Origin of the sequence: Aquabacterium sp. (genome assembly GCF_014378415.1) — a bacterium.
Classification (GTDB): domain Bacteria; phylum Pseudomonadota; class Gammaproteobacteria; order Burkholderiales; family Burkholderiaceae_C; genus Aquabacterium.
The window spans coordinates 1-22417 of the sequence record NZ_JACMNS010000147.1 but is presented as its reverse complement, the minus strand read 5'-3'; the positions used below and the strand labels follow the sequence as shown (position 1 = coordinate 22417).

Below are 22417 nucleotides of genomic sequence, written 5' to 3'. Positions count from 1 at the left end.
TTCTTCAGGTGCAGCGTCAATTTGGTCGTAAGCCTTGGCTTCGCCACCAAACAGCTTACTCAGCACCGTGGTGATCGCTGCCGTCAGCGTGGTCTTGCCGTGGTCAACGTGGCCAATCGTGCCAACGTTGACGTGCGGCTTAGTCCGTTCGAATTTGCCTTTTGCCATGTTTCGCGCTCCTAGCGGCTTTCATCAGCCGAGAGAATTGAAGAAGAAAGGTGTGGTGCCCATGGGCAGGATCGAACTGCCGACCTCCCCCTTACCAAGGGGGTGCTCTACCACTGAGCCACATGGGCATCGACACGGGTCTGGGTGCTGCTTGGCGACTGCTGTAACAGACACCACAACACCCACACCAGTGCCGACCACGGCCTCCCAAACCAGGGAAGACCGCAAGCTTAGCACGCGAACCATGACAGAACCGCGACTTGGAGCGGGAGACGGGGATCGAACCCGCATCATTAGCTTGGAAGGCTAAGGTTCTACCATTGAACTACTCCCGCCCGGGAGTGATCCACGATCACGTGATTTTTGCCTTGGTGGAGGGGACAGGATTCGAACCTGTGTACGCGTAAGCGGGCAGATTTACAGTCTGCTGCCTTTAACCACTCGGCCACCCCTCCGGGACAAGCCCTAGATTATAGCATAAAAAATGAAGGGGCAAAAAAACATGCCTCCACGACATTGGCATCCTGCAAACGTGCCCCGGCGCATGCCGAGCAGGTCGTTGCGATACGTTGCTTGAGCCGGGAGCTGCTCGAACCCCTGACCGGGCAATGCCCCGGGCGGCGGCGTGGACTGAGCCGGGCATGCTTGCGCGACGGGATGCGCGCGGACATCAACTCAGGCCTCACGCCTCAACCGAGGGCGCCCTCCAAGGACGCAACCAGACGGCCAACAACAACAGGCAGCCAACCCCAACCCCCGCCGATTGCAGCAAGCGCGGGAGCACGGCATGGGCCAGTTGCGGCAGTACCGCAAAGCCGCACAGCGCCATGAGCGCTACAGACACGGCCCCCTGGGGAAGCAGGCCCAGGCGCCCCTGCAAACCATTGCGGCGCACCAGCAGCCAGCCGGTCAGCGACAGGGACAGCAGCAGGGACAGCACGATGCCCGGCGCGCCCAAAGCCCAGGCCAGCGGGGGCATGCTGAGTGCCTGCACGGCCGCGCCCCACAGCTCGCAGCGCAGAGGCAAACGGGTGTTGCCCTCGGCATAGTTGTAGCGCGCCAACATGGTGATCCAGCCGGCCAGCACCAGCATGGCCGCGTAGCCGCCCAGGATGGGGGCGAGCATGGCGGCGCCCGGCACTTGGGGGAAGAGCAAGCTCACCAGGGCGGGCGCGGACAGCATCAAACCCATGGCCGCAGGCACGGACACCACGGTGACGGTGGCCATGCCGCGCTTGAGCAAGGCCACACGGGGTGCGTCGGTTCGACTCATCAGGCTGAGCAGGACCTGGTTCAGGCTCATCAGGGCCATCAAGGGCAGGTTGACCAGCTTGCGCGCCAGGTTCAAGACCGTGACCACGCCATCGCCCAGGTAGGACGCCGCCATGCGCTCCATCAGCATCAAGCCTTGACCGGCGAGGGCGCTGCCCAGCAATGGCGCCAGTTGGCGGCCAAATTCGCGCAACGATGCCAGCGACCATTGCAGGTGGGCAGGACGCAATCCCTGGCGCCACACTGCCGGGGCCATGGCCAACGCCATGGCGATGCTGCCCACGACAAAGGACTGCGCCAAGTCGGACTCGGTGGATTGCTCGCGCCACGCCACCATGTAAACGATGGCGGGCAGGTTGTAGAACAAAGAGCCCCAGCCCGCCAACAGGAAGCGTCCCTGCGCTTGCAGAGACACGGCCCACAGGGCCTGCAGCAGAAGGCCGGGAATACTCCAGACCAAGCTGGTGAACGCCGCTTGGGCCGCTGCCTGCTGGACGGCAGTCAAGCCCGGCCCCATCAATGGCATCCACAACGGCGCGCCCAGCGACAACATCGCAGACAGGGCCACGCCGATCAGGCCCATCGCCACCGTCATCTGACCCAGCCAGCCCATGCGTTGGGCAGGCGTGCGCACTTGCCATAAGGACAACGCGGCCGATGACAGCACCCCAGCGGCCAGCATGGTGCGTACGGCTTCGGGCAGGAACATGGCGATGACGAAGGCGTCGGTGCGGGCGCCTGCGCCCCAGTTCGCCACCAGCAGCCATTCGCGCGCAAAACCGGCGATCAGGCCCGCCAGCGTGACGCAAGCCAACAGGGAGGCGGCACCAAACATCGCGGGCGCGATCAGTGGAACAAGGCGAACAGGCCTTTGCCGCCCACTTTGTAGTTCAGCCCCCGCCCGCGCGTGCCCACGACCTTGGCGCCCTCGCCCGCCACGATGGTGTAGGGCTCGACGCGCTTGTTGACGACCGTGTTGGCCGCGACCACGGCGCCTTCTCCGATGTGCGCGCCCGCCAGCAGGATGCACCGGGTGGTGATCCAGGCGTAGTCGTCAATCCGGATGGGCGCGCCCACGGCCCAAAACTCTGGCGCATTCAGGTCGTGCCCACCAGCGATCATGAGGGTGTGGGAGGCCACGGTGACGTTGTCGCCAATGGTCAAACCAGCGCGAGCGTCGATCTGGCAATGCCAGCCAATGCAGGTGTTGTGGCCAATGCGCAGCCCTTCAATGCCCAGCACTTCTGTGTTGCGCCACACCGAGGTGTTCTTGCCAATGCGCGCGCCGCCAATGCGCAGCCAGGCCAGGCGCAGGTTGTGGCTGGGGATCTTGTTGATCAGGATGTTGTAGGCCTGCTCCCAGCCACGGCGCCAGCGGTCCACCACGGTGGCCCAGTTCAGGCCGTACAGAGGAACAAAACCGATGGGCAGTTCGTCACGCAGCAAGGCGTAGTAGGCCCGCGCCAGAGGGTGCTCGATGCGCTTTTCAATGTCGACGTAGGCGACGTAGCAGCGCACGCCTTCGGTGGGGCGGCCCTTTTCTTCGAACACCACGTTGTGGGCCAGCATCCAGTCGTAAGCCTCGCGCAGGGTGTCGACGTCGACACCGAGGCGGGGGGCGTCAAGCGGCAGGCGCTGGAGGAGGTCGTGGCTGTGAAAAATGCGGTGTTTCATGGGGTGCGCGCGTCTTGCGAGTGCCGGACTTCTTGCAGGCCGATGGCCGCCGTCAACCAAAAGAGGGCCAGCAGTACCTGGGTAAAGCTGAAGTAGTGGTCGAAGAACCCGGTCAGCAAGGCCGCCAGCATGGCACCGACCGCGCCAATGTGCAGGGCATTGCGGGACGTGACGCGGGATAGGTCGCCCATGTTGCGGACCTCGCGCCACCAGGCCACGGTCATGGCGATGGACAGCAACACGCCAGGCAGGCCCAGTTTGTAGATCTGGTTGAGCCAGAAGTTGGAGATGCCGAAGACGCCGTCGCCCGTGGCCGGGGGGTCGACCTTGAAACCAATGCCCAGGGGATAGCGCGCCATGGCTTCCGGGAAGTGGCGGTACTCCTGGAAGCGCACGTCGGTGCTGACGTCTTTGGAAGAGAACAGCGAGGCCATGCGCTGCTGGGCCGGTGGGTAAAAGACCAGCATGGCCGTGGCCAGCAAGCCGCCAATGAGCAGGGTGCGCCCGGCGTGCGGCACACGCCGGTACGCCAGCCAGAGGATGAGGGCGAACAGCGACAGCAATGCGCCGCGCGAGCCGCTGAACACGATGCCCGCCGTGCCGCCCAGCGCCACAGTCAGGCCCAGCGCGCGGCGCCAGCCGGCATGCGCCAAGGCGTAAAACATGGCCAAAGGCACGCCCAGCAGCAGTGCGCCGCCGGTGGAGTTGGGGTGCACCCAGGGCGAGGCCATGCGGGTGAAATCGCCGCCGAAGATGTCTTGCAGGGCTTCAGGGTGGGCGTAGGACAGGCTCGACAGGATGGAGATCATGGCGCGGGCATCGCGGGCATGGATGAACACGCCGAGCGACAGCGTGATCATGGCCAGGTAGCCCAGCAGCAGGCACAGCATGAGGCGCTCGCGTTGGCGAGGCTGGGTGACCAGCAAGGGCATCAAAAACAGCGGCGACAGGTTGAGCAGCCAGCGGATCCAGTTGACGGGGCCATTGCCTTCGTCGATTTGCGTGACGAACTGGCCGGCCACCAAGGGCACGATGCTCCAGGCCATGTAGCGCAGCATGGCGCGCTCGGTGGGGGTGTCGGGCAGGGGCGGCAATCGGCCCATGAGCCACTGCCAGAAGACGCCCATCCAAGTCAGGGCCAGCAACGCCTCGGACACCGTGACGCGGATGCCCAGCGTGACCGTGGTCCAGGGGATGACCGGGGCGATCAGGCAGAACAGCAGAAAGCCCCGCAAGGGCTGGGCCATGATGACCACGGCGAAGACCACGGCCGCCATGGCCGCGATCAGCAGGGGCGGCCCGCCCAGCAGCAGCGTGGCGCCAAACAGGGCTCCCATGAACAGCGGGAAAATCAGGGCTGGGCGGTTCATGCGGGCACCGCCTGGACGGTTTGATAAACCGCCTCCAACTGCGCGGCGGCGGCGTCCCAGTCGAAACGCTGATTGACCAGTTCGCGGGCCGACTGGCCCAGGCGCGCCGCCAGGGCCGGGTCGTCCATCACCTCGACCAGGGCCTGCGCCATGTCCGCGGCGGTGTTGGCGACCCGGGCGTGCACGCCGTCTTGCGCGCCCAGGCCCGACAGTCCTTCTTGCGTGCTTACAATGGGCAGGCCCGCCGCCAGGGCTTCGAGCACTTTGAGCTTGGAGCCGCCGCCAAAGCGCAAGGGCGCGATGAACACGGTCGATTGCGACTGCACGGTGGGCAGGTGGTCGACATAGCCGCGCCACTCAATGCGAGGATCAGGGAAGCGCTGGCGCCAGCTGTCGGGCAAGGCGTGTCCACAGACGAGGAAGCGGGCCTGTGGGCGCTGCCGCCACACCAGCGGCATGATCTCGGCCGCCGCCCATTCGACCGCGTCGACATTGGGGGCGTATTCGTAGTTGCCCACGAAGAGGATGGCCAGGGCCAGGGGGTCGGGCTGGACCTGGGCAAAGCCGCGCGTGTCCACGCCATTGTTGACCACGTGCGCAGGCCGACCGCTGATGGCGCCAAGCATGCGGGCATCAGACTCGGTGACGGCCACGATGGCCGCGGCGCGCGACATGACGCGCTGCTCCCAGCGCCGGGCCCGCCATTGGTCGTAGTGCGCCAGCGGGCGCAACACCGCGGGCCACTTGCCGTAGGTGGCGGCGCCCAATTCGGATTCGACGTTGTGCTCGGTCAGGATGAAGGGCTGCCCCCGGCGTGCCAGGCTGTCGGCAAAGGGTTGGAAACCGTAGCTGTGCTCGATCTGGATGACGTCCCAGTGCTCGTTGAGGAGCGCGTCGAACTGCTGGCTCAGGGCCGGGGCGAAGCCGTTGACGCTGGCCAGCAAGGGCGCCGACGAGGTGGCCGCGTGCCACAGCGTGCGGGGGCTGCGCAAGGACCGGCGCGGCACCACGATGAGCCGCTCCAACAAGGGTTGAAGCGCTTGCTGCACGGCCTCGTCGGCCGGGGTTTTGGACTGCACCAACAAGGTGATGGCATGCCCCCGCGCGGCCATGCGGCGCAGCAGGTGATATTGGCGCGCCTTGCCGCCGCTGGTGATGGGCCAGGGCAGGTAGGGCAGGGTCCACAGCACGCGCATGGTGGTCAGGCCCACAGCAAGATTTGCAGGCGGGTGTCGACCTGCACGCGCAAGCCTTCGGGCTGGCTGACGCCGTGACGTTGGGTGCCGGTCAAAGGCTGGTGCAGGGTGCCTTGGCGGGCGCCGGACAAGGTGATGGCCTGGGCTTCGTCGGCCCAGAGCATGCACAGGCGCTGGCCGTCGGGGCGCTTCCAGCCAATGCTGACCAGGCCCGCAGGCGCGCCGCCCTGGACCTTAGGCGGGGCATCGGGCTCCAGGCGGGGCCCACAGGTCGACAGGAAGCGCAGCAGCGCGTGGTACACCGACTTGGGGTCGCCGTTTTCACGCAGCAGGCCGTAGCAGCGGTCGCGCACACCGGCGCGTTCATCCAGGTCGGACAGGGTGAACAGAAAGATGCGGTCGTAGTCGAGCGCGGCCATGAGGGCCAGGCGCTTGAGCGTGTACTCGGCCTGGCCTTGCTCGCCGATGATGGGCTGCTCTTCCTTGGGCCCGGCGTAGCTGGACCAGCCCCATTCAGTGGCCCAGATCTGCTGAGCGCCGACGGCGCGCAAGCGGGCATTGAGCTGGGTGGCCCGCACCAGGAAATCACGCGATCCGGGCTCGCTGCCTTCGGGCACGTCGGTGTAGGGGTGGTAGGCCACGATCAGCTTGAGCTGGTAGGCGCCGAGCTTGCCCAAGTCTTCGAGCATCAGGCCATCGCGGCCCGCCATCTGGCTGTAGTAGGCCATGCCCGCCATGGCCACCGGCTTGGTCGGCACCACCGCGCGCAGCGCCTGCACGGCGGGCAAGAGCAGCCGCGCATAGCCTGCCGGGTCGATCTTGGGTTGCCAGAAGGCCGGGATGTTGGGCTCGTTCCAGACCTGCCACACATCGACGTTGGGGTAGCGCTGGGCCACGCTGGACAAGCGCTGCGCGTAGACCTGCGGGTCGCGGGGCGGGTACTTGTCGGCATAAGGCGCACCGGCGGGCGCCGAGCTGGCCGGGGTTGGCGAGCCCACCATGTAGACGATGGACTTCAGCCTCGCCTCTTTGACCAGCGCCATCATCTGGTCCGTGCCTTCGAGCTTGAACTGGCCCGGCTGAGGCTCGAGCAGCATCCAGTGCAAGGCCAGGCGCACCCACGTCAAACCCAGGGCTTTCAAGCGCCCCACTTGCTGACGCGCCACCGCCGGGCTGAACCACTGCAATTGCGCGTTGACGCCTAAAAATTCTTGCCAAACAACTGGGCGCTGCGGGCGCAGTTCAATGGCGGGCGTGTGGCGCCAGGGCCAGGTGATGGCGTGAGACGGGGCAGAGGCTGCGGTGGCCAGGCTGGCTGCGCCCCACTGCAAATGCCGCCGCCTCTGCCGGTTCACAAGGACTCCCGGCCGTGCAGGGTGGACATCTTGTTGGTGGCGCCCCAGGGGTTGGCGTTGGCGCGCTGGTACGCAAGCTCGAAATGCTGCGCGAAGGCCTGCCCCGTTTGCGACCACACGCGCTGGCGTCCCACATCAGCCGCGCGGTGCGCCCACGCGGTGATCAGCGACGGTTGGTCCAGCAGCGAGGTCAGGTGCCCGGCCAAAGCCGCCACATCCCCTTGCGGGTAGGCCACGCCATTGCCCTGCTTGATCTCTTCGGCGAAGGCGCGGGCATCGGAGGTGATGGCGCCGCGTCCACAGCCAATCGCCCAGGCAAGGGCACCGCTGGTGCCGCGCATCTGGCCAATCAAGGACAGCTTGCGGGACTCGCGGTAGGGCAGGACCATGACGTGGTGGCGCTGCACCAGCGCGGCAATGTCGCGCTCGTCCACGTCCAACACCCAGTCGATGTGGCCGGTGAGGCCCAAGGCATCGGCCCGCGCCCGCAAGCTGTCCAGGTAGCTGCCCTGCGCGCCAAAGGCGATGTCCGGGGCGGTGCCACCCGCGATGGTGAGGCGCAACTGGTCGGCACGCTCCGGGTGTGCCGCGCGCACTTGGCCCAGGGCATCGATCAGGTCCTCGATGCCTTTGCCGCTGTAGATGAAACCGAAGTACAGCAGGCACAGGGGGCTCAAGGACGGCAAGGTCGCGGGCGGGATGTTGAGCGTGCCGTGAGGGATGACGCTGACGCGCAAGGGATCAAGGCGCATGCGCCTGGCCAGGCGGCTGGCGCCCATGTCGGTCAGGGCGACCAGGCCGTCCATCTTGCACGCCAGGCGCCGCTCGGCCCACAGGGTGTGCGGGTCGCTCAACAGGGCCACTGCTTGACGGGCCAAGCGCGGCACGAATGGCGTGCGCTCCAGCCCCGCCCAAAGGCGGTTGACCGGGCGCCAGACAATGCGCTCCGGGTCGTGGATGGTGGCCGACAAGGCGGGCCGTTTTGGCAAGCGGGCCAGGGCGCACAGGGTCAGGAACTCGCTGTGGCGGCCGCCGCCCAGCTCGGCATGCACGACATCGATGCGGCGCCAGTCGCGCTCGGCCACCCAGGCCTGCGCCGCCGCCAGCGTGTCCAGCGGACGCTGGCCGGCCAAGGGCGTGAGCACCTCGAAGCCCACCTGATTCAACGCTGCGCGAAAGTGCGCCGCGTAGTCGGCAATGCCCGTCTGCTCGGGCGGCAAGGGCGACAACAAAGCCAGGCGCATGCTCAGGCCCCCATCAACGTTGCAGCCAGCTCAACACGCGGGGCGGCACTTCAAACCGGCGGCGGTTGACGATGACCCCATCGACCTTGCTGTAGGCCGTGCGCAAGATGCCCAGGGCGTTGTCCACCACCGGCACCGTGGATGCACGCGCTTCCACAATCAGCACGATCAGGTCAGCCTGGCTGAGGCGCACAAACACCTCGCGGTTGTTGAGCAAGCCTGCGGCCTCGCGGATGAACAGTTCACCCGCCGGGGCCGGGCCATCCGGCGGATTCAAACGCACCGTGCCGCCTTGCGTTTGCAATAGCTTTGCCAGGTGTTGCGCCACAAAGCTGACGCCCTCGCCCGGCCGCGCCGAGGTCAGGCCCAGCGTCAGGCCCTGCTGGACGATGCGCTCGCGCGGCAACATGCCGTAGATGCGGTACAGGCTGGCATGGAACTCGTTGTCTTCGCGGCCACCGGGGGCCACGTCTTTCAGCGTGGTCCACAAGGGCACGCCAAAACGGTTTTCAATGCGGCCGCCGTCGTGAACACGCTGGTCCATCAACGAACACAGGTACACCACCAGCAAGCCCACCAACACGCCGGCCGGAGCGGCCATCACCAGCAACAGCAGGTTGTTGGGCGAGGCACGGCCGGGATTGAAGGTGGGCGCCTCGATCTGGGCGATGTTGTTGATGCGGCTTTCGTCCAGGGCCTGGTCGATGCGGGCCTTCTCCAGGCTGTCCAGGTACAGGCCACGGCTTTTCTCGGCCACGCTCAAGGCCTGCTCCAGGCGATCGAGTTCAGGCGCAGCGGCCAGCACCAGGTGGCGCCCGGCCTCCAGCTCGGTCAGCTCTTTGTCGAACGAGGCGTACAGCGCGTTGATCTCTTGCAGGCGCACTGACTTGTCGAGCTGGTTGCGCTCCAGGGACCTGTTCAGCTCATTGGGCGCGCGCTTTTCGGAGCGCTGCACGGAACGGTTCTCGGCCTTGAGCTGCTCTTCCAGCGTGCCGATGCTGTCGTTCAGGGCCTTGATGGCCGGGGCCGTGTCCTTGAACACGCGCAGGGCGTCGGCGCGCTGACGCTTGAGTTCGGACAACTGGCCGCTCAAGGCCAGCCAGGCCGGGCTGGCGCCCACTTCACGCTCGGCCACCGATTCGCGCGGCATGAACTTGGCGCGCGAAACCGCGTAGGCAATGCCCTGCTGCAAGGCATCGCGCTCGGCCACGATTTCAGCGCGGCGGGTGCGCAGGTCATTGACGCGCTTGGTCAGGTCGTCCAGGCGTTCTTTGGCGCTGATGCCCCGGATTTTTTCCAGGCGCTTGCGCAGCTGGCTTTTGCTGACCTCGATTTGCTGATCGACATCGCGCACCTTGCCTTCATAAAAGGCGACCAGGCTTTTGCGGCCCAAGGCCTCGGTGCGCTCATCCAGGTAGACCTTGATCCAGGTCTTCATGATGCGCTGGGCCGTGGCCGGGTCGCGCCAGGTGAAGCCCAGCTCCATCACGTTGGAGCCCGAACCATGGCTGACCACCAGGCGCTTGCTCAGGGCATCGGCCAGGATGTCGTCTTCACCACGCACCTCGGTCAGGCCAATGGCCGACAAGGCCTGCGTGACCAGCTTGCCCGCACTGGTGAGCGCCCCCTTGAGCCACGGCGTGCTGGCAGTGCTGTGCTGCTCGGCGGCCAACTCGCTCAGGTACAGGCGCGCCACCTGGATCAGCACGGGCTTGCCGGTCAGCATCTTCTCTTCATCGACGATGGGATCGCGCTGCGTGCTGGGCGCCATGAAGGTGGGGCGGTCGCTGGAATCGAGCGGCACGGAGAGGTTCTCGCGCCCAGCCTTGACCAGCAGGCGCGCCTCGGAGGTGTACTTGGGCGCGATCAGGAAGGCGCCCGCCACCACCAGGATCACGGTGACCCAGAAGGCCCGGCGGAACTCCGTTTGGAAGATGTAATAGAGGCGAATGAGGTCGCGAAAGGATCGGATGTCGATCATGTTGAGAGGGCCTTGCGCATCATTCGATGTTTTTGTTGAGACTCAGGCCCAGTGCGCGCGTGAAGGGCAGCAACTGGTTGAAGTAGAGGTCCACCCCGTCGGCCGCATTGCCCGCACTCGACTTGGGCACGAACACGATGTCGCCGCGTTGCAGCGACACGGCCACGTGCCCACCGCTGACGGGTTTGATCAAGGTGCTCATGTCCAGGTAGTACAACTGGTAGACGCCGCCCTCGTTCATGCGCAGCAGCGCCACCGACGCAGGGTTGGCCGAGGGCAAAAAGCCGCCCGCGGCGAACAGGCCTTGCTCCAGCGTGGCCACCGCATTGATGTCCAGCGGCCCGGGGGTGCGCACCGCGCCGCCAATCACGACCTTGCTGCTGGGCGAAGCGGCAATGTTGACCGTCACGCCCGGCTCGCGGTAGGTGGATTCCAGCTTGCTGCGCAGCAGCTTGGCCACCTCGTCGGGCGTCTTGCCCGCAGCGTCAATGCGCCCGGCATAGCGGTACGAAAAACTGCCATCGGGCCGCACGGTGTAGGTTTGCGATTGACTGTCTTCGACCAGGCTGCGCACATCCACGGCCGACTCCTGGGCGTCGCGCACGATGCGCAACACATCGCCCGCCTGCACCCGGGTGGGCGCTACCGGCAGCCGACTCAGCGCTTGCGGGCTGATCAGGTGATCGCTGTAGCCCGCACGGGAGGGCGTCAGCGATCCCATGGGCGTGCAGGCCGCCATGAACAGTGCGCTCAAGACAATCAATAACTTCTTCATGATCATGAGGAGCAGGTCAACACAGAGGGGCGCATTGACAAAAGGAGCTGATAGTAAACGTTTTCAATTGGGGCAATGGCTGGAAAAGCCATTGTCCGGGACAACACCGGATCTGCGCACCACCAGAGGCGCCATCGTGGCGGCGCAGGACTCGGCAATGTGCTTTTTGAACGCCCGCTTGACCAGCGTGCGCCCCCGGTGGTTGGCCTTGACCTCGCTGAGGGGCTTGTCGATGAACGGCAGGTTCAGGACATGGTGGCCGCACTCGTTCTTGAAGCTTTTGTATTTTTCCCAGAAGTCCGACATGTTGAAACTCTTCTCCAGCTTCACCAGTTTGTCGAACGTCAGGCAGTTTTCAAACGCCACACCCGCCACCACCTTGATGTTCAAGGCCGCCGCGACGCCAAACAGCGCCGCCATCAACAGGTCGGGGGGGGCCACGTCCGAGCAGGTCTTTGTGGCCTGCCTGATCAGGCCAAACTCAACCTTGCAACCTTGCACCTGCCCCACGTAAATCACCGGCGAGTTGCCGCGTTCGTTCAGCAATGACGCGCCCATCACGGAAAAGGCCATGCGGTACAAAGGACAGTCGTCCATTTTGAAGCGCAAGGTCAACTCCCCCTCCCGGTCGGGACAGGGGCCCGCCAAGGAGATGGAGTAACTGTTCGCACCGTCCACATGCGTCCAGAGCGTCAAGGCGTCGTCCAGGATCCGCGTGAAGAAGCGGCCGCTCAGCTCGGTGTTCAGGTACGCGTAATGGTCTTTCAGGATTTGCGCGCGCACCTGCCGTGGAAAGTTGCGCGACAGGTAAGGCAGGGTATAGCGGTAAATCACCCGTGGGTAGGTATCCAGGATTGACCGGGTACAGGCCCCTTTGATGGCCGCCACGACCTGCCGGTGCTCGCCCCAATGGGCAAACATCTCCAGCAAGCGCAGGCACGTGCTGAAAAAGCTCAAATCCCCATTGAACTTTCGCCTGGCGGTTATTTCCTTTTGAACAAAGGTAAGCCACCCCAAAACCGCGTTCATGCCAGCCAATCCATCTCGATTCCCCTGTGTTCCATGCGAAGACACTCTCACGGCGCCAGTCGTCTGTTCAAGACAAAGACTGTGCACCATCGAACGGAGACCGGACATTCTGAAATACACCGAGGCGAACAGCCACCTTGGGCCCGCTCAACCGCCGCGTCGCTGCTCGAGGATGCGCTCGGAGTGCCGGCGCTCACGCCAGCGCGCGAAGGCCGCGGCCAAGTCGGCGTGAGTGGGTCGGCGCACCCAGGGGATGCCGAACTTGTCGAAGAAGCGGTTCATGCTGCGCAGATGGATCTTGCCCGAGGTGGACCAGATGCCCGCCGCGCTGTGGCGTTGGTGCTCATGCACCAACTCAACCTGGGGCAGGGCCAGCACCTGCCAACTGTTGATCCACATGCGGGCGCAAAGATCGACTTCTTCGAAGTACAGGAAATAGTCCTCGTCCATGCCGCCAATCTGGTCGAAGGCCGAACGGCGCAGCACGAAACCCGTGCCCATCACCCAATCGGCCTCGAAGGGGCCGCCACGCCAGCGGCGCTTGAGCAGGTGCGAGCGGATCAGGCCCTGCATGGCGCCCAGGCGGCCCAAAGGGGTGCGCCGGGCCATGATGTCAGGCAGGGAGTAAAAGCGGCGGGCCGAATACTGAAGGCTGCCATCCGGGTTGATCAACTTGAGCCCGGCAATGCCCAGGCGGGGACGCTCATCGAACAGACCCTTGATCACATCGACCGAGTTGCTCAGGAAATAGGTGTCAGGGTTGAGCACCAGGACCAAGTCGGTACGCGAGGCGGCCACGCCCAGGTTCACACCGGCCCCAAAACCACCATTGCGGCTTGACAGGATCACACGCACGCCGCCATCCAGCGCGGCGTTCAGTCGCTCGCCCGAGCCGTCGGGCGACAGGTTGTCCACCACCACAATGTCGGAGGGCTTGGCGATCTGGTGCTCTAGCAAGGAGCGAACGCATTGCATGGTGAGGTCAAACGTCCGGTAATTGACGATGACCACACCAAGGGTGCTCACTGGTGCGGCTGGATCGCCTGCGGCGTGGAATGACATGACGGCTTTCTACTTGGCAAGCTGGATAGTGGGCCAGAAAAATAACCCCGACCGTTAATCGATTTGCAAAATTTACAGCCTGATTGGGCAGCGAACCGTAACCGAATTTTCGGGGAAACCCTAGTGATGCGCTCCCCCTCATGTAAGGGGATAATTGAGCGCTGGTTTACATGTGTAACACTGACTTGGCTCAATGAATTGCCAGAATGGGCAACTCGACCCGAATCATCGCAATAACGGGAGTTTTCTTTGAAAAAGACAGTTCTGGCCTTGGTGGCCGCATCGGGTTTGGTCGGCGCTTCTTGCTGGGCCAGCGAATGGAGCCCATTCCTGGGCGGTGGTCTCACGGTGGGGGGTGACAAGCTCAATCGGGACCCATTGCTCTACGTCAACGGCAACACGGAAAACCTGCACGGCGGCAGTTTGATTGACTTGCGCGCCGGCCTGGACTTCCGCATGGTCAATTCAGACATTTCGCTGCAGGGCGTGATCGCATACCAAACCGACCGCTCGAACGCAGACAACGGTTCGGTCGATTTCACCCGCATGCCCATTGAGTTCCTGGTGCAATGGCACGCCAACCCGAAATGGGCGTTTGCCGGTGGCGTTCGCAAGGCACTGGAAGCGAAATACAACGGCTCGGGCGCGGGCACCCAGTTCGGGAGCGACCAGAAATACAAGAGCTCGATGGGCTGGATCCTGGAGGGCGAGTACGCCATCACCCCCAGCGTGGGCCTGAAAGCGCGCTACGTGAAAGAAGATTACACCTCACGCGCCACCGGCGAGAAGTCTGACGGCAGCCACTTCGGCCTGCTGGGCGTGTACTACTTCCGCTGAAGCAGCGGGCGCCGCTGCCCCTCAGGGCAAGCGCCAGCCCAAGGCCACCCCGTGGCTTGCCCAGAAGTCTTGCGCCGCCCGAAAGTGACCGCAGCCGATGAAGGGCACCGGCCCCCGGGTGGCCGACAAGGGCGAAGGGTGGTTGCTCAGCAACAACTCGTGCTGCTGGGCATGCCCTTCGATGAGGGCCCGTTTGCGCTGCGCATGGGCGCCCCACAGCATGAAGACCTTGGGCCCCACGTCCTGGGCCACCGCTGCGATCAGCAGGTCGGTCAGCACATCCCAGCCCCAAGCTGCGTGGCTGGCGGCTTGGGCCTCGGCCACCGTCAGGGTGGTGTTCAGCAGCAGCACCCCTTGCTCGGCCCAACTTTGCAGGCAACCGTGGGTGGGCGGCGCGATGGCCAGATCACGCTGGATCTCTTTGAAGATGTTGCGCAGGCTGGGCGGCACTTTCACGCCCGGTAGCACTGAAAACGCCAGGCCATGCGCCTGGTTCGGGCCGTGGTACGGGTCCTGGCCCAGGATGACGACGCGCACTTGCGCGCGCCTTGTGTGCTTCAAGGCCGCGAACACGTCACCCGGGTAAATGGTGTCGCCCGCCAGGCGGCTTTGTTCGACGCGCTGGATCAGGGCTTGGCCCGCGGCGCTGCGGCGAAATGATTCGGTCAGGTCGCGCCAATCAGCGGGCACGGCGTCGAAGCAGTCGGCCAAAGGCACGCTCAGGCGGTTGACTGGCGCGGCGGCAGCGGCCACCTCGCCAAACAGATCACCGGGCATCAGGCGAACAAATCGGCCAGGGCGATGCCGGGGTCGGGCGCGCGCATGAAGGCCTCGCCCACCAGGAAGGCGTGGACGTTGGCCGCACGCATGCGGTGCACATCGGCACGGCCCAGGATGCCGGATTCGGTGACCAGCACGCGGTCGGCGGGCACGTTCTTGAGCAGGCTCAGGGTGGTGTCCAGCGTGACCTCGAAGGTGCGCAGGTTGCGGTTGTTGATGCCGACCAGCGGGGTGGCCAAGCGCAGGCTGCGGTCCAACTCGGCACCATCGTGCACCTCGACCAGCACAGTCATCCCAAGTGAGTAAGCGCACGCTTCCAGGTCTGCCATCTGCGCATCGTCCAGGCAGGCGGCGATCAGCAGGATGCAGTCGGCGCCCATGGCCCGGGCCTCGTAAACTTGGTAATCGCTGACCATGAAATCTTTGCGCAGCACGGGCAAGTCGCAGGCGGCGCGGGCTTGCTGCAGGTAGCTGGCCTGGCCCTGGAAGAACTGCTCATCGGTCAGCACGCTCAGGCAAGCGGCGCCGTGTTGGGCGTAGCTGACAGCGATCTCGGCGGGCACGAAGTGTTCACGCAGCACACCCTTGCTGGGGCTGGCCTTTTTGACCTCGGCGATGACGGCGGCCTGGCCTGCCGCGATCTTGGCGCGCACGGCGCCGACGAAATCGCGCACATCGGCCAGGTCGCGGTTGCGGGCTTCAGCCTCCGCGCGCACGGCGGCCAGCGACTGGCGCTTCAAGGCCTGCTCGATTTCCTGGTGCTTGACCGCGACGATTTTCTTCAGGATGTCGGACATGGTCGTCAAAGGCCTTGGGTGGATTGCACGAAAGTGGCAAGCGCCTGGGCGGCACGGCCGCTGGCCAGGGCTTCGCGGGCGCGGTGGACGCCATCGGCCAGCGAATCGGCCACGTTGGCGGCGTACAAGGCGGCGGCGGCGTTGAGCAAAACGATGTCGCGGGTGGGGCCGGGCTCGTTGTTCAGCACCCGTCGCACGATGGCCAGCGAGGCCTCGCGGTTGGCGGCTTTCAGGGCAGAACCATCGTGCTCGGCCAGGCCGAATTGCTCGGGGTGGATGGTGTACTCGCGCACCTCGCCATCCTTCAGCTCGGCCACCCAGGTCTCGCCCGACAGGGTGATCTCGTCCAGGCCATCACAGCCATGCACGATCAGCACGTGCTGCGAGCCCAGGCGCTGCAGCACGCGAGCCTGCAAGCCGACCAGGTCGCGGTGGAACACGCCCATGAGCTGGTTGGGCGCGCCGGCTGGGTTGGTCAGCGGGCCCAGGATGTTGAACAGGGTGCGCACGCCCAACTCTTTGCGGACCGGGGCGGCATGCTTCATGGCGCCGTGGTGGTTCGGCGCGAACATGAAGCCCACGCCGGTTTGTGCAAGGCACTTCGCCACCTGCTCAGGGGTCAGGTCAATGCGGGCGCCCAGGGCTTCGAGCACGTCGGCGCTGCCAGTGCTGGACGACACGCTGCGCCCGCCGTGCTTGGCCACGCGCGCACCGGCGGCGGCGGCCACGAACATCGCCGTGGTCGAGATGTTGAAGGTGTGCGCGCCGTCGCCGCCGGTGCCGCACAGGTCGACCAGGTGGGTGGTGTCAGCCACGCTGACGGGCGTGCAGAACTCGCGCATCACCTGCGCGGCTGCCGCCAGTTCGCCCACGGTTTCCTTCTTGACGCGCAAGCCGGTGATGAACGCGGCCATCACGACCGGCGACATCTCGCCGCGCATGATGCGGCGCATCAGGCCCAGCATCTCGTCGTGGAAGATTTCGCGGTGCTCGATGACGCGAAGCAAAGCCTGGGTGTCGGTGATGGTGGTCATGCCGGGCACCTTACATGGACAGGAAGTTTTTCAGCATCGCGTGGCCGTGCTCGGTCAGGATGGACTCCGGGTGGAACTGCACGCCTTCCAGCGGCGCGAAATTCGGGTCGGTTTGCGGGCCCTTGTGGCGCACGCCCATGATCTCGCCGTCTTCAGACGATGAGGTGATCTCCAGGAAGTCGGGCAGGCTGGATTTTTCAATTGCCAGCGAGTGGTAGCGGATCACCGTGAAGTGGTCGGGCAGGTCTTGGTAGACGCCCTTCTGGTCGGTGCTGATGACGCTGGTCTTGCCGTGCATCTGAGTTTGGGCGCGGATCACCTTGCCGCCCAGCGCGGCGCCGATGGCCTGGTGGCCCAGGCACACGCCCAGGATGGGCAACTGGCCGGTGAAGCGCTGCAAAGCCGGCACGCACACGCCGGCTTCGGCGGGCGAACAGGGGCCGGGTGATAGCACCAGGCGGTCGGGCTTGAGCGCGGCGATTTCGTCCAGCGTAATTTCGTCGTTGCGGACAACGCGGACGTCTTCGCCCAGCTCGGCGAAGTACTGGACCAGGTTGAACGTGAAACTGTCGTAGTTGTCGATCATGAGCAGCATGATGGTCACTATCCTGTGGGTTGGATGCGCGTGTCAGGGAGCGGCTTGGCGCCACCCCGTTTCGTCAATGTCCCCTCGGAGACCCCTGGGTTGATGTACACATCGGGCGAGTCCGGTGGGGGCCGGACGGCAGGGTCATGCAGTGTTGAGTGGCGTTACCGCCACCAACCAGAGAACCAGGTCACGCGAATGTCCGAGGGATGCTGCATGCAAAACATTCTACATGGGCGGCCGCGCGGGGTGCGTGCGCCACATGTCAACATCGGGGCCATGAGTTCGCCGCCCACCACCAACCCTCATTCGCTCATCGGCATCGAGCTGGCCCGCTTCGCCTGCACCTTGCCCATCCTGCTGTGGCACTACCAGCACTTCTATTACGTCAATGGCCAGCCGGTGGGTTTCGAGACCACGGCCCAGCCTTTGTACGCCTGGCTCCAGCCGTTCTACCTGCACGGCCACCTGAGCGTGCAGGCCTTCTGGTGCCTGTCGGGCTTCATTTTTTTTTGGAAGTACGCCAAACCGGTGGCGCAGGGCTCGGTGCCGTTTTCGAAGTTCGCGCTGCTGCGTTTCTCCAGGCTGTACCCGCTGCACCTGCTGACCCTGCTGATCGTGGCGGTGATGTCATGGCGCTACGAGGCCATCAACGCCAGCCCTGGCTTCGTCTACCCCAACCAGGATGCCTCGCACTTCGTGCTGCAACTGTTCATGGCCAGCGACTGGCGGCCGGGCATCAACTGGTCGTACAACGGGCCGATCTGGAGCATCTCGGTTGAGCTGTTGGTCTACGCGCTGTTTTACGGCCTGTGCCGCCTGGGCCTGACCAAACTGTGGATGGTGCTGGCGATGATCGCCGGTTCGGGCGCGGTGTATGCGCTCAAGCTGACGCCACACCCGGTGGTGCTGTGCGTGTTCTTCTTTTACTTGGGCGCGCTGACCTGCGTGGCGCACGAGGCCTTCACCCAGCGCCTGTCGCCCGAGGCCCAGGGCCCCACCTTGAAGGCGGCCTTGGCCCTGGTGATGGCGGGCGCCGCCCTGTCGGTGATCGGCGTGTTGCGGCCGATGCTCTTTGTGGCGCTGCTCATGCCTGTGGCCATCATCGGGCTGCTGCACTGGGTTCAGCCGAAATCCGCCCGAACCCAGCAGGTGATCTTGGCACTGGGCAACATGACTTACTCCAGCTACCTGTGGCACTTTCCGCTGCAGCTGTTGGCCGCGCTGGTGTTCATCCACCACCCGGCTGATCTGCCGGCGCACAGCCCGGCCTGGCTGCTGGGCTACCTGGGGCTGACGTACACGCTGGCGGCCTTGGGCTACCGCTTCATCGAAAGCCCGGCGCAAAACTGGATCCGTGCCCAGGTGTCGCTGGGCCGTGCCCGCATGGCCACCTGAACTGGGCTTGAGCATCTCTACAGGCCAAGCGTTCAGAGGCCTTTTTCGACCATCTCAGCGGCCGCCAAAAGCGCGCGCGCCTTGGCCTCGGTCTCTTGCCATTCCAGCTCGGGCACCGAATCGGCCACGATGCCGGCCGCAGCTTGCACGTACAGCACCTGGTCTTTCACGATGCCCGTGCGGATGGCGATGGCCACATCCATGTCGCCGCCAAAGCTGAGGTAGCCCACGGCGCCGCCGTAGATGCCACGCTGCACGGGCTCCAGCTCGTCGATGATTTCCATGGCTCGGATCTTGGGCGCGCCGGTCAACGTGCCGGCCGGGAAGGTGGCCTTGAGCACGTCCAGCGCGGTCATGCCATCTTTCAGCAAACCTTCAACGTTGCTGACGATGTGCATGACGTGCGAGTAGCGCTCGACCACAAAGGCGTCGGTCACATTAACGCTGCCGGTCTTGGCGATGCGGCCGATGTCGTTGCGCGCCAGGTCGATCAGCATGACGTGTTCGGCGCGCTCTTTGGGGTCGGCCAGCAGCTCCACTTCCAAGGCCTTGTCCAGCTCGGGCGTGGCGCCACGCGGGCGCGTGCCGGCCAGTGGGCGGATGGTGATGGTCTGGCCATCGGCGCCTTGCTCCTGGCGCACCAGGATCTCGGGCGAGGCGCCCACGACCTGGAAATCACCCATGTCGTAGTAGTACATGTAAGGGCTGGGGTTGATGCAGCGCAGCGCCCGGTACAGGCTCAGCGGGTGCGCCTTGAAGGTCTTCTTCAGGCGCTGGCCGACCTGCACCTGCATCATGTCGCCGGCCGCGATGTACTCTTTGGCGCGCAGCACGGCGGCCAGGTAATCGGCCTTGTCGAACTCGCGCTCAACGGCTTGCGGCTCACTCGCTTCGATCGACGGGGCGACCACGGTTTCGTTCAGCAGCGCCTTGAGTTGTTGAAGGCGCTGACTGGCTTGGGCGTAGGCCCCTGGCTGGGCTGGGTCAGCGTAGACGATCAGGTAAAGGCGATCGGCCAGGTTGTCGATGACGGCGAGCTCTTCGCATTGCAACAGCAGGATGTCGGGCGTGCCGATGCCGCCGGGCTTGTGCGTCTTGGCCAAGCGAGGCTCGATGTGGCGCACGGCCTCGTAGCCGAAGTAGCCGGCCAAGCCACCGCAAAACCGCGGCAGGCCTTTGGGGATGGCGGCCTTGAAGCGCGCTTGGTAGTCGCCGATGAAATCGAGCGGGTTGCCCTCGAACGTTTCGACCACTTGGCCGTGGGTCACGACTTCGACGTGGCGGCCGGTGGCGCGCACCAGCGTGCGGGCGGGCAGGCCCACGAAAGAGTAGCGACCAAAGCGTTCGCCACCCACCACCGACTCCAGCAGAAAGCTGTGCGGCGAACCACGCGTGAGCTTGAGGTAGAGCGACAAGGGGGTGTCCAGGTCGGCCAGGGCCTGGGCGACGAGGGGAATGCGGTTGTGGCCAGCGGCGGCCAGGGCCTGGAATTCAGATTCAGTGATCATGGGATGGGCTCAGCGTGCGGATCATCATGTGAAAGGGCCTGTGACACCCCAATGGGGGAGCCCTGCGACCGCGGTGGATCAACGCCTATGATGCGATGATGCAGACGGGGCCAACGCGGTGGAGGTGGCACAACGACGCCAGGGCCAAGCCCCCCGGTCGTGTCGCCCCTTGATCAGTTTGCTCGTCATGAACATCAATTAAGTTTAGCAGGGCCAACCCGGCATCAAGGGCATTACCCCAGCTTGCAGATCCGCCGCAAGATTAAGATGCCCGGACCAATGCATTGCCCGCTGGACGCACGGAAGAGCACTATGTTGTCGAAGTATCTGAAGACGTTGGCCTGCCTGGGGCTGGCCCTGAGCTTGCTGACCCCGTTGGTGCAGGCCCAAAACGCCGACCTGGCCGGGATCCACTACCCCGCCTCCTTGAAGGTAGAAGGCACGCCGCTGGTCCTCAATGGCAGTGGCATCAGCTACCGGGCCGTGGCCAAGATCTACACGGTGGCGCTTTATGTTCCCAAGAAAGGCAACACCGCCGACGCGATCCTGAGCATGGTCGGCCCCAAGCAATTGCGCTTTGTGATGCTGCAAGGCATGCGCATTGACGAGATCGGCAAGCTGATCACCACGGGCGTAGAGAACAACAGCACGCGCACGCAGTTTTATGGCTTGATCCCGGCCATCCGCAAGATGGGTGAGCAGTTTTCGCGCATCAAGCGCATGGCGCCGGGCGACACTTTCGCGATCGAATGGGTGCCCAACCGCGGCACGATTTTCTTCGTGAACAACCAGCCGGCCGGCCTGCCGATCCAGGAGCCGGATTTTTTCAACTCCATCTTGCGCACCTGGCTGGGCAAGAACCCGCCGTCACAGGGCTTGAAAGAAGCGCTGCTGGATTACCACGCGCCGCCGGTGCTCAACGCGCTGGATTGATGGACTGACCGGCGTTCAGGGCCGGGCGGCCAGCGCGGCCCAGTCCAGCTCGTCCAGGCGGGCGATGTGGGCCAGGGCCGGCACTTGGTCAATCGGCTCGCCGTGGTTGTAGCCATGGGTGACCAACACCACCGGGCAGCCTGCCGCACGGGCGGCCTGCGCGTCGTTGCTGGAGTCGCCCACCATGACGGTGTGCGCCGGCAAGGTGCCCAAGGCCTCGCAGGTTTTGAACAGAGGCAAGGGATCGGGCTTTTTGCGCTCGAAGGCATCGCCGCCAAACACGTGGTCAAAGAAGCGGCGCAGGCCTTTGCGCTCCAGCAGGGCCTGGGCGAAAGCCGTGGGCTTGTTGGTGAGGCAGGCCAGGGGAAGGCCGGCAGCCTTCAGCTTTTCAAGGCCTTCAAAAACGCCGGGGAAGACGTCTGAGTGTTGGCCGTTCAGGCGCGTGTAGTGCTGCTGGTAGTGCTGCCAAGCCTGCGGCACCTGCTGGGCCACTTCGGCATCGTCATCGGGCAGGCCCCAGGCGTGGGCCAGTGAGCGGCGCAGCAAATCATCGGTGCCTTTGCCCACGGTGAGCTCGATGAAGCGGCGGTCAACCCGGGCGATCTCGATGGGGTGGCAGCCCATGGCGTCCAGGGTGTGCTGCAGCACGACGACGAAGTCGCCGAGGGTGTCGACCATGGTGCCGTCGAGGTCGATGATGGCGGCTTGGAGATGCATTTGGTTCCAGTTAATAGAGTCCATAGAGAAAACAACCACGCATTTAAGTTGTTGAACAACAGCCCTTTTACTCCGGGCGCTCCACAAAGTAGCTGTCAAGTCCCAGCTGGTTATAAACGCGCTTCTTGAACAATGCAGGTTTTTTGGCGTGCCAGTGCTTCAGCGCCTGAATGGGTGAGATGTGTTTGAGCGCCCGTTGCGGGATGAGATGGTTGTAGGCCTTCATAGGCTCGATCACGCCGCGCATCTGTCTGAGGTGGGGCATCCACCGCGATCAGCACATGGTCCGGTAACACCGCCATGCGGCGCAGACGGCGCAGACGGCGCAAGCGCTCAGCCCAACAGTAACCGCCGCCGTTGCCGCCCCCCGTCTGGGTTGTTGACCACGCTGTGGATGGTGTTGCCAGTTCAGCCAGCCAGGTCGCCAGCAGCATCCCAAGTTTCGCTGTAGCCGGAGGTGGCGGCCATGGCCAGCGCGGTGCGGCAAAGCACTTGTTGAAATGAAGTGATGCGGTGTCTCCTTGATGGGATGAATGAAGCCAATGAACCAGGCCCCGAGACTAGGGAGGCCCGCCCACATGGGCAAGGCCACGCACTAGGGGGACAGGCGCTTCGAGTTAGGGAGAAGACCGCATGACACGCATCGCCTGGCTCAGAACAACTTGAGCGTCTTGGCGCTGCGTGGCGCCGAAGCCGGGCCA

20 protein-coding genes, 3 tRNA genes and 1 pseudogene are annotated in these 22417 nt (G+C 64.7%); 3 read left to right on the top strand and 21 right to left on the bottom strand.

The annotated features are described in order from the left end of the window. The 14 genes from H7225_RS13310 to H7225_RS13245 form a co-directional block, all read right to left on the bottom strand. Window positions 1-168 (bottom strand): GTP-binding protein (locus tag H7225_RS13310; RefSeq protein ID WP_290662576.1); only part of this gene is annotated, 168 nt, incomplete at its 3' end. A gap of 53 nt (window positions 169-221) precedes the next feature. Further along, a tRNA-Thr gene (locus H7225_RS13305) sits at window positions 222-296 on the bottom strand. 133 nt (window positions 297-429) lie between these two features. Continuing rightward, a tRNA-Gly gene (locus H7225_RS13300) sits at window positions 430-503 on the bottom strand. Between the two features lie 34 nt (window positions 504-537). Then, window positions 538-623: transfer RNA gene (locus tag H7225_RS13295), tRNA-Tyr, on the bottom strand. Between the two features lie 227 nt (window positions 624-850). Next, entirely contained in the window at window positions 851-2275 is a 1425-nt protein-coding gene (locus H7225_RS13290; protein WP_290662574.1) for a lipid II flippase MurJ, read from the bottom strand. An 11-nt stretch (window positions 2276-2286) separates the two neighbouring features. Further along, on the bottom strand, window positions 2287-3114 hold the full coding sequence (locus H7225_RS13285; protein ID WP_290662572.1) for an acyltransferase: 828 nt from the start codon (window positions 3112-3114) through the stop codon (window positions 2287-2289). Further along, window positions 3111-4484: an O-antigen ligase family protein gene (locus H7225_RS13280; RefSeq protein WP_290662570.1), complete on the bottom strand. Its 1374-nt coding sequence runs from the start codon at window positions 4482-4484 to the stop codon at window positions 3111-3113. Before H7225_RS13280 ends, H7225_RS13285 begins: the two co-directional genes overlap by 4 nt. Then, window positions 4481-5695 (bottom strand): glycosyltransferase family 4 protein, encoded by a 1215-nt coding sequence (locus H7225_RS13275; RefSeq protein ID WP_290662568.1) that lies wholly within the window; start codon window positions 5693-5695, stop codon window positions 4481-4483. Before H7225_RS13275 ends, H7225_RS13280 begins: the two co-directional genes overlap by 4 nt. Next, window positions 5686-7011: a cellulase family glycosylhydrolase gene (locus tag H7225_RS13270; RefSeq protein ID WP_290662566.1), complete on the bottom strand. Its 1326-nt coding sequence runs from the start codon at window positions 7009-7011 to the stop codon at window positions 5686-5688. Before H7225_RS13270 ends, H7225_RS13275 begins: the two co-directional genes overlap by 10 nt. Window positions 7012-7031: 20 nt before the next feature. Further along, window positions 7032-8279 carry a glycosyltransferase gene (locus H7225_RS13265; protein ID WP_290662564.1) on the bottom strand — a complete coding sequence of 416 codons (1248 nt, stop codon included), beginning with the start codon at window positions 8277-8279 and terminating at the stop codon, window positions 7032-7034. 13 nt (window positions 8280-8292) lie between these two features. Beyond that, window positions 8293-10260, bottom strand: a complete 1968-nt coding sequence (locus H7225_RS13260; RefSeq protein WP_290662562.1) for a hypothetical protein — start codon at window positions 10258-10260, stop codon at window positions 8293-8295. 19 nt (window positions 10261-10279) lie between these two features. Next, a complete protein-coding gene (locus H7225_RS13255) occupies window positions 10280-11041 on the bottom strand; it encodes a polysaccharide biosynthesis/export family protein (RefSeq protein WP_290662560.1) in 762 nt (253 codons plus the stop codon). A 57-nt stretch (window positions 11042-11098) separates the two neighbouring features. After that, window positions 11099-11992, bottom strand: coding sequence for a DUF535 family protein (locus H7225_RS13250; RefSeq protein WP_290662558.1), 894 nt, complete (start codon window positions 11990-11992; stop codon window positions 11099-11101). A 219-nt stretch (window positions 11993-12211) separates the two neighbouring features. Beyond that, window positions 12212-13126: a glycosyltransferase family 2 protein gene (locus H7225_RS13245; RefSeq protein WP_290662556.1), complete on the bottom strand. Its 915-nt coding sequence runs from the start codon at window positions 13124-13126 to the stop codon at window positions 12212-12214. Window positions 13127-13375: 249 nt separating this feature from the next. Between H7225_RS13245 and H7225_RS13240 the strand changes: the two genes are divergently transcribed. Continuing rightward, window positions 13376-13963, top strand: coding sequence for a hypothetical protein (locus H7225_RS13240; protein WP_290662554.1), 588 nt, complete (start codon window positions 13376-13378; stop codon window positions 13961-13963). A 21-nt stretch (window positions 13964-13984) separates the two neighbouring features. Here the strand turns inward: H7225_RS13240 and H7225_RS13235 are convergent, their stop codons facing one another. Genes H7225_RS13235 through H7225_RS13220 form a run of 4 tightly spaced genes read right to left on the bottom strand, consistent with a single transcriptional unit; the run spans window position 13985 to window position 17169 of the window. Beyond that, window positions 13985-14740, bottom strand: a complete 756-nt coding sequence (locus H7225_RS13235; protein ID WP_290662553.1) for a uracil-DNA glycosylase — start codon at window positions 14738-14740, stop codon at window positions 13985-13987. After that, window positions 14740-15540 (bottom strand): indole-3-glycerol phosphate synthase TrpC, encoded by an 801-nt coding sequence (trpC, locus tag H7225_RS13230; protein WP_290662551.1) that lies wholly within the window; start codon window positions 15538-15540, stop codon window positions 14740-14742. The genes H7225_RS13235 and trpC overlap by 1 nt, the downstream gene beginning before the upstream one ends. A 5-nt stretch (window positions 15541-15545) precedes the next feature. Then, a complete protein-coding gene (gene trpD, locus H7225_RS13225; protein WP_290662549.1) occupies window positions 15546-16574 on the bottom strand; it encodes an anthranilate phosphoribosyltransferase in 1029 nt (342 codons plus the stop codon). Window positions 16575-16584: 10 nt separating this feature from the next. Then, window positions 16585-17169 carry an aminodeoxychorismate/anthranilate synthase component II gene (locus H7225_RS13220; protein ID WP_290662547.1) on the bottom strand — a complete coding sequence of 195 codons (585 nt, stop codon included), beginning with the start codon at window positions 17167-17169 and terminating at the stop codon, window positions 16585-16587. Window positions 17170-17439: 270 nt separating this feature from the next. Between H7225_RS13220 and H7225_RS13215 the strand changes: the two genes are divergently transcribed. After that, window positions 17440-18558: an acyltransferase gene (locus H7225_RS13215; RefSeq protein WP_290662545.1), complete on the top strand. Its 1119-nt coding sequence runs from the start codon at window positions 17440-17442 to the stop codon at window positions 18556-18558. 32 nt (window positions 18559-18590) lie between these two features. Here the strand turns inward: H7225_RS13215 and trpE are convergent, their stop codons facing one another. Next, window positions 18591-20066 carry an anthranilate synthase component I gene (trpE, locus tag H7225_RS13210; RefSeq protein ID WP_290662543.1) on the bottom strand — a complete coding sequence of 492 codons (1476 nt, stop codon included), beginning with the start codon at window positions 20064-20066 and terminating at the stop codon, window positions 18591-18593. A 312-nt stretch (window positions 20067-20378) separates the two neighbouring features. Here trpE and H7225_RS13205 point away from each other — a divergent pair, with 312 nt between their 5' ends. After that, entirely contained in the window at window positions 20379-20999 is a 621-nt protein-coding gene (locus H7225_RS13205) for a chalcone isomerase family protein (RefSeq protein WP_290662541.1), read from the top strand. Window positions 21000-21014: 15 nt separating this feature from the next. On the opposite strand, the gene gph is transcribed toward H7225_RS13205, so the two are convergent. Together gph and H7225_RS13195 are read right to left on the bottom strand one after the other, a co-directional pair. Further along, a complete protein-coding gene (gph, locus tag H7225_RS13200; RefSeq protein WP_366481535.1) occupies window positions 21015-21716 on the bottom strand; it encodes a phosphoglycolate phosphatase in 702 nt (233 codons plus the stop codon). 67 nt (window positions 21717-21783) lie between these two features. Further along, a pseudogene (locus tag H7225_RS13195) lies at window positions 21784-21942 on the bottom strand (IS481 family transposase); the annotation flags it as partial. Window positions 21943-22417: the final 475 nt, after the last annotated feature.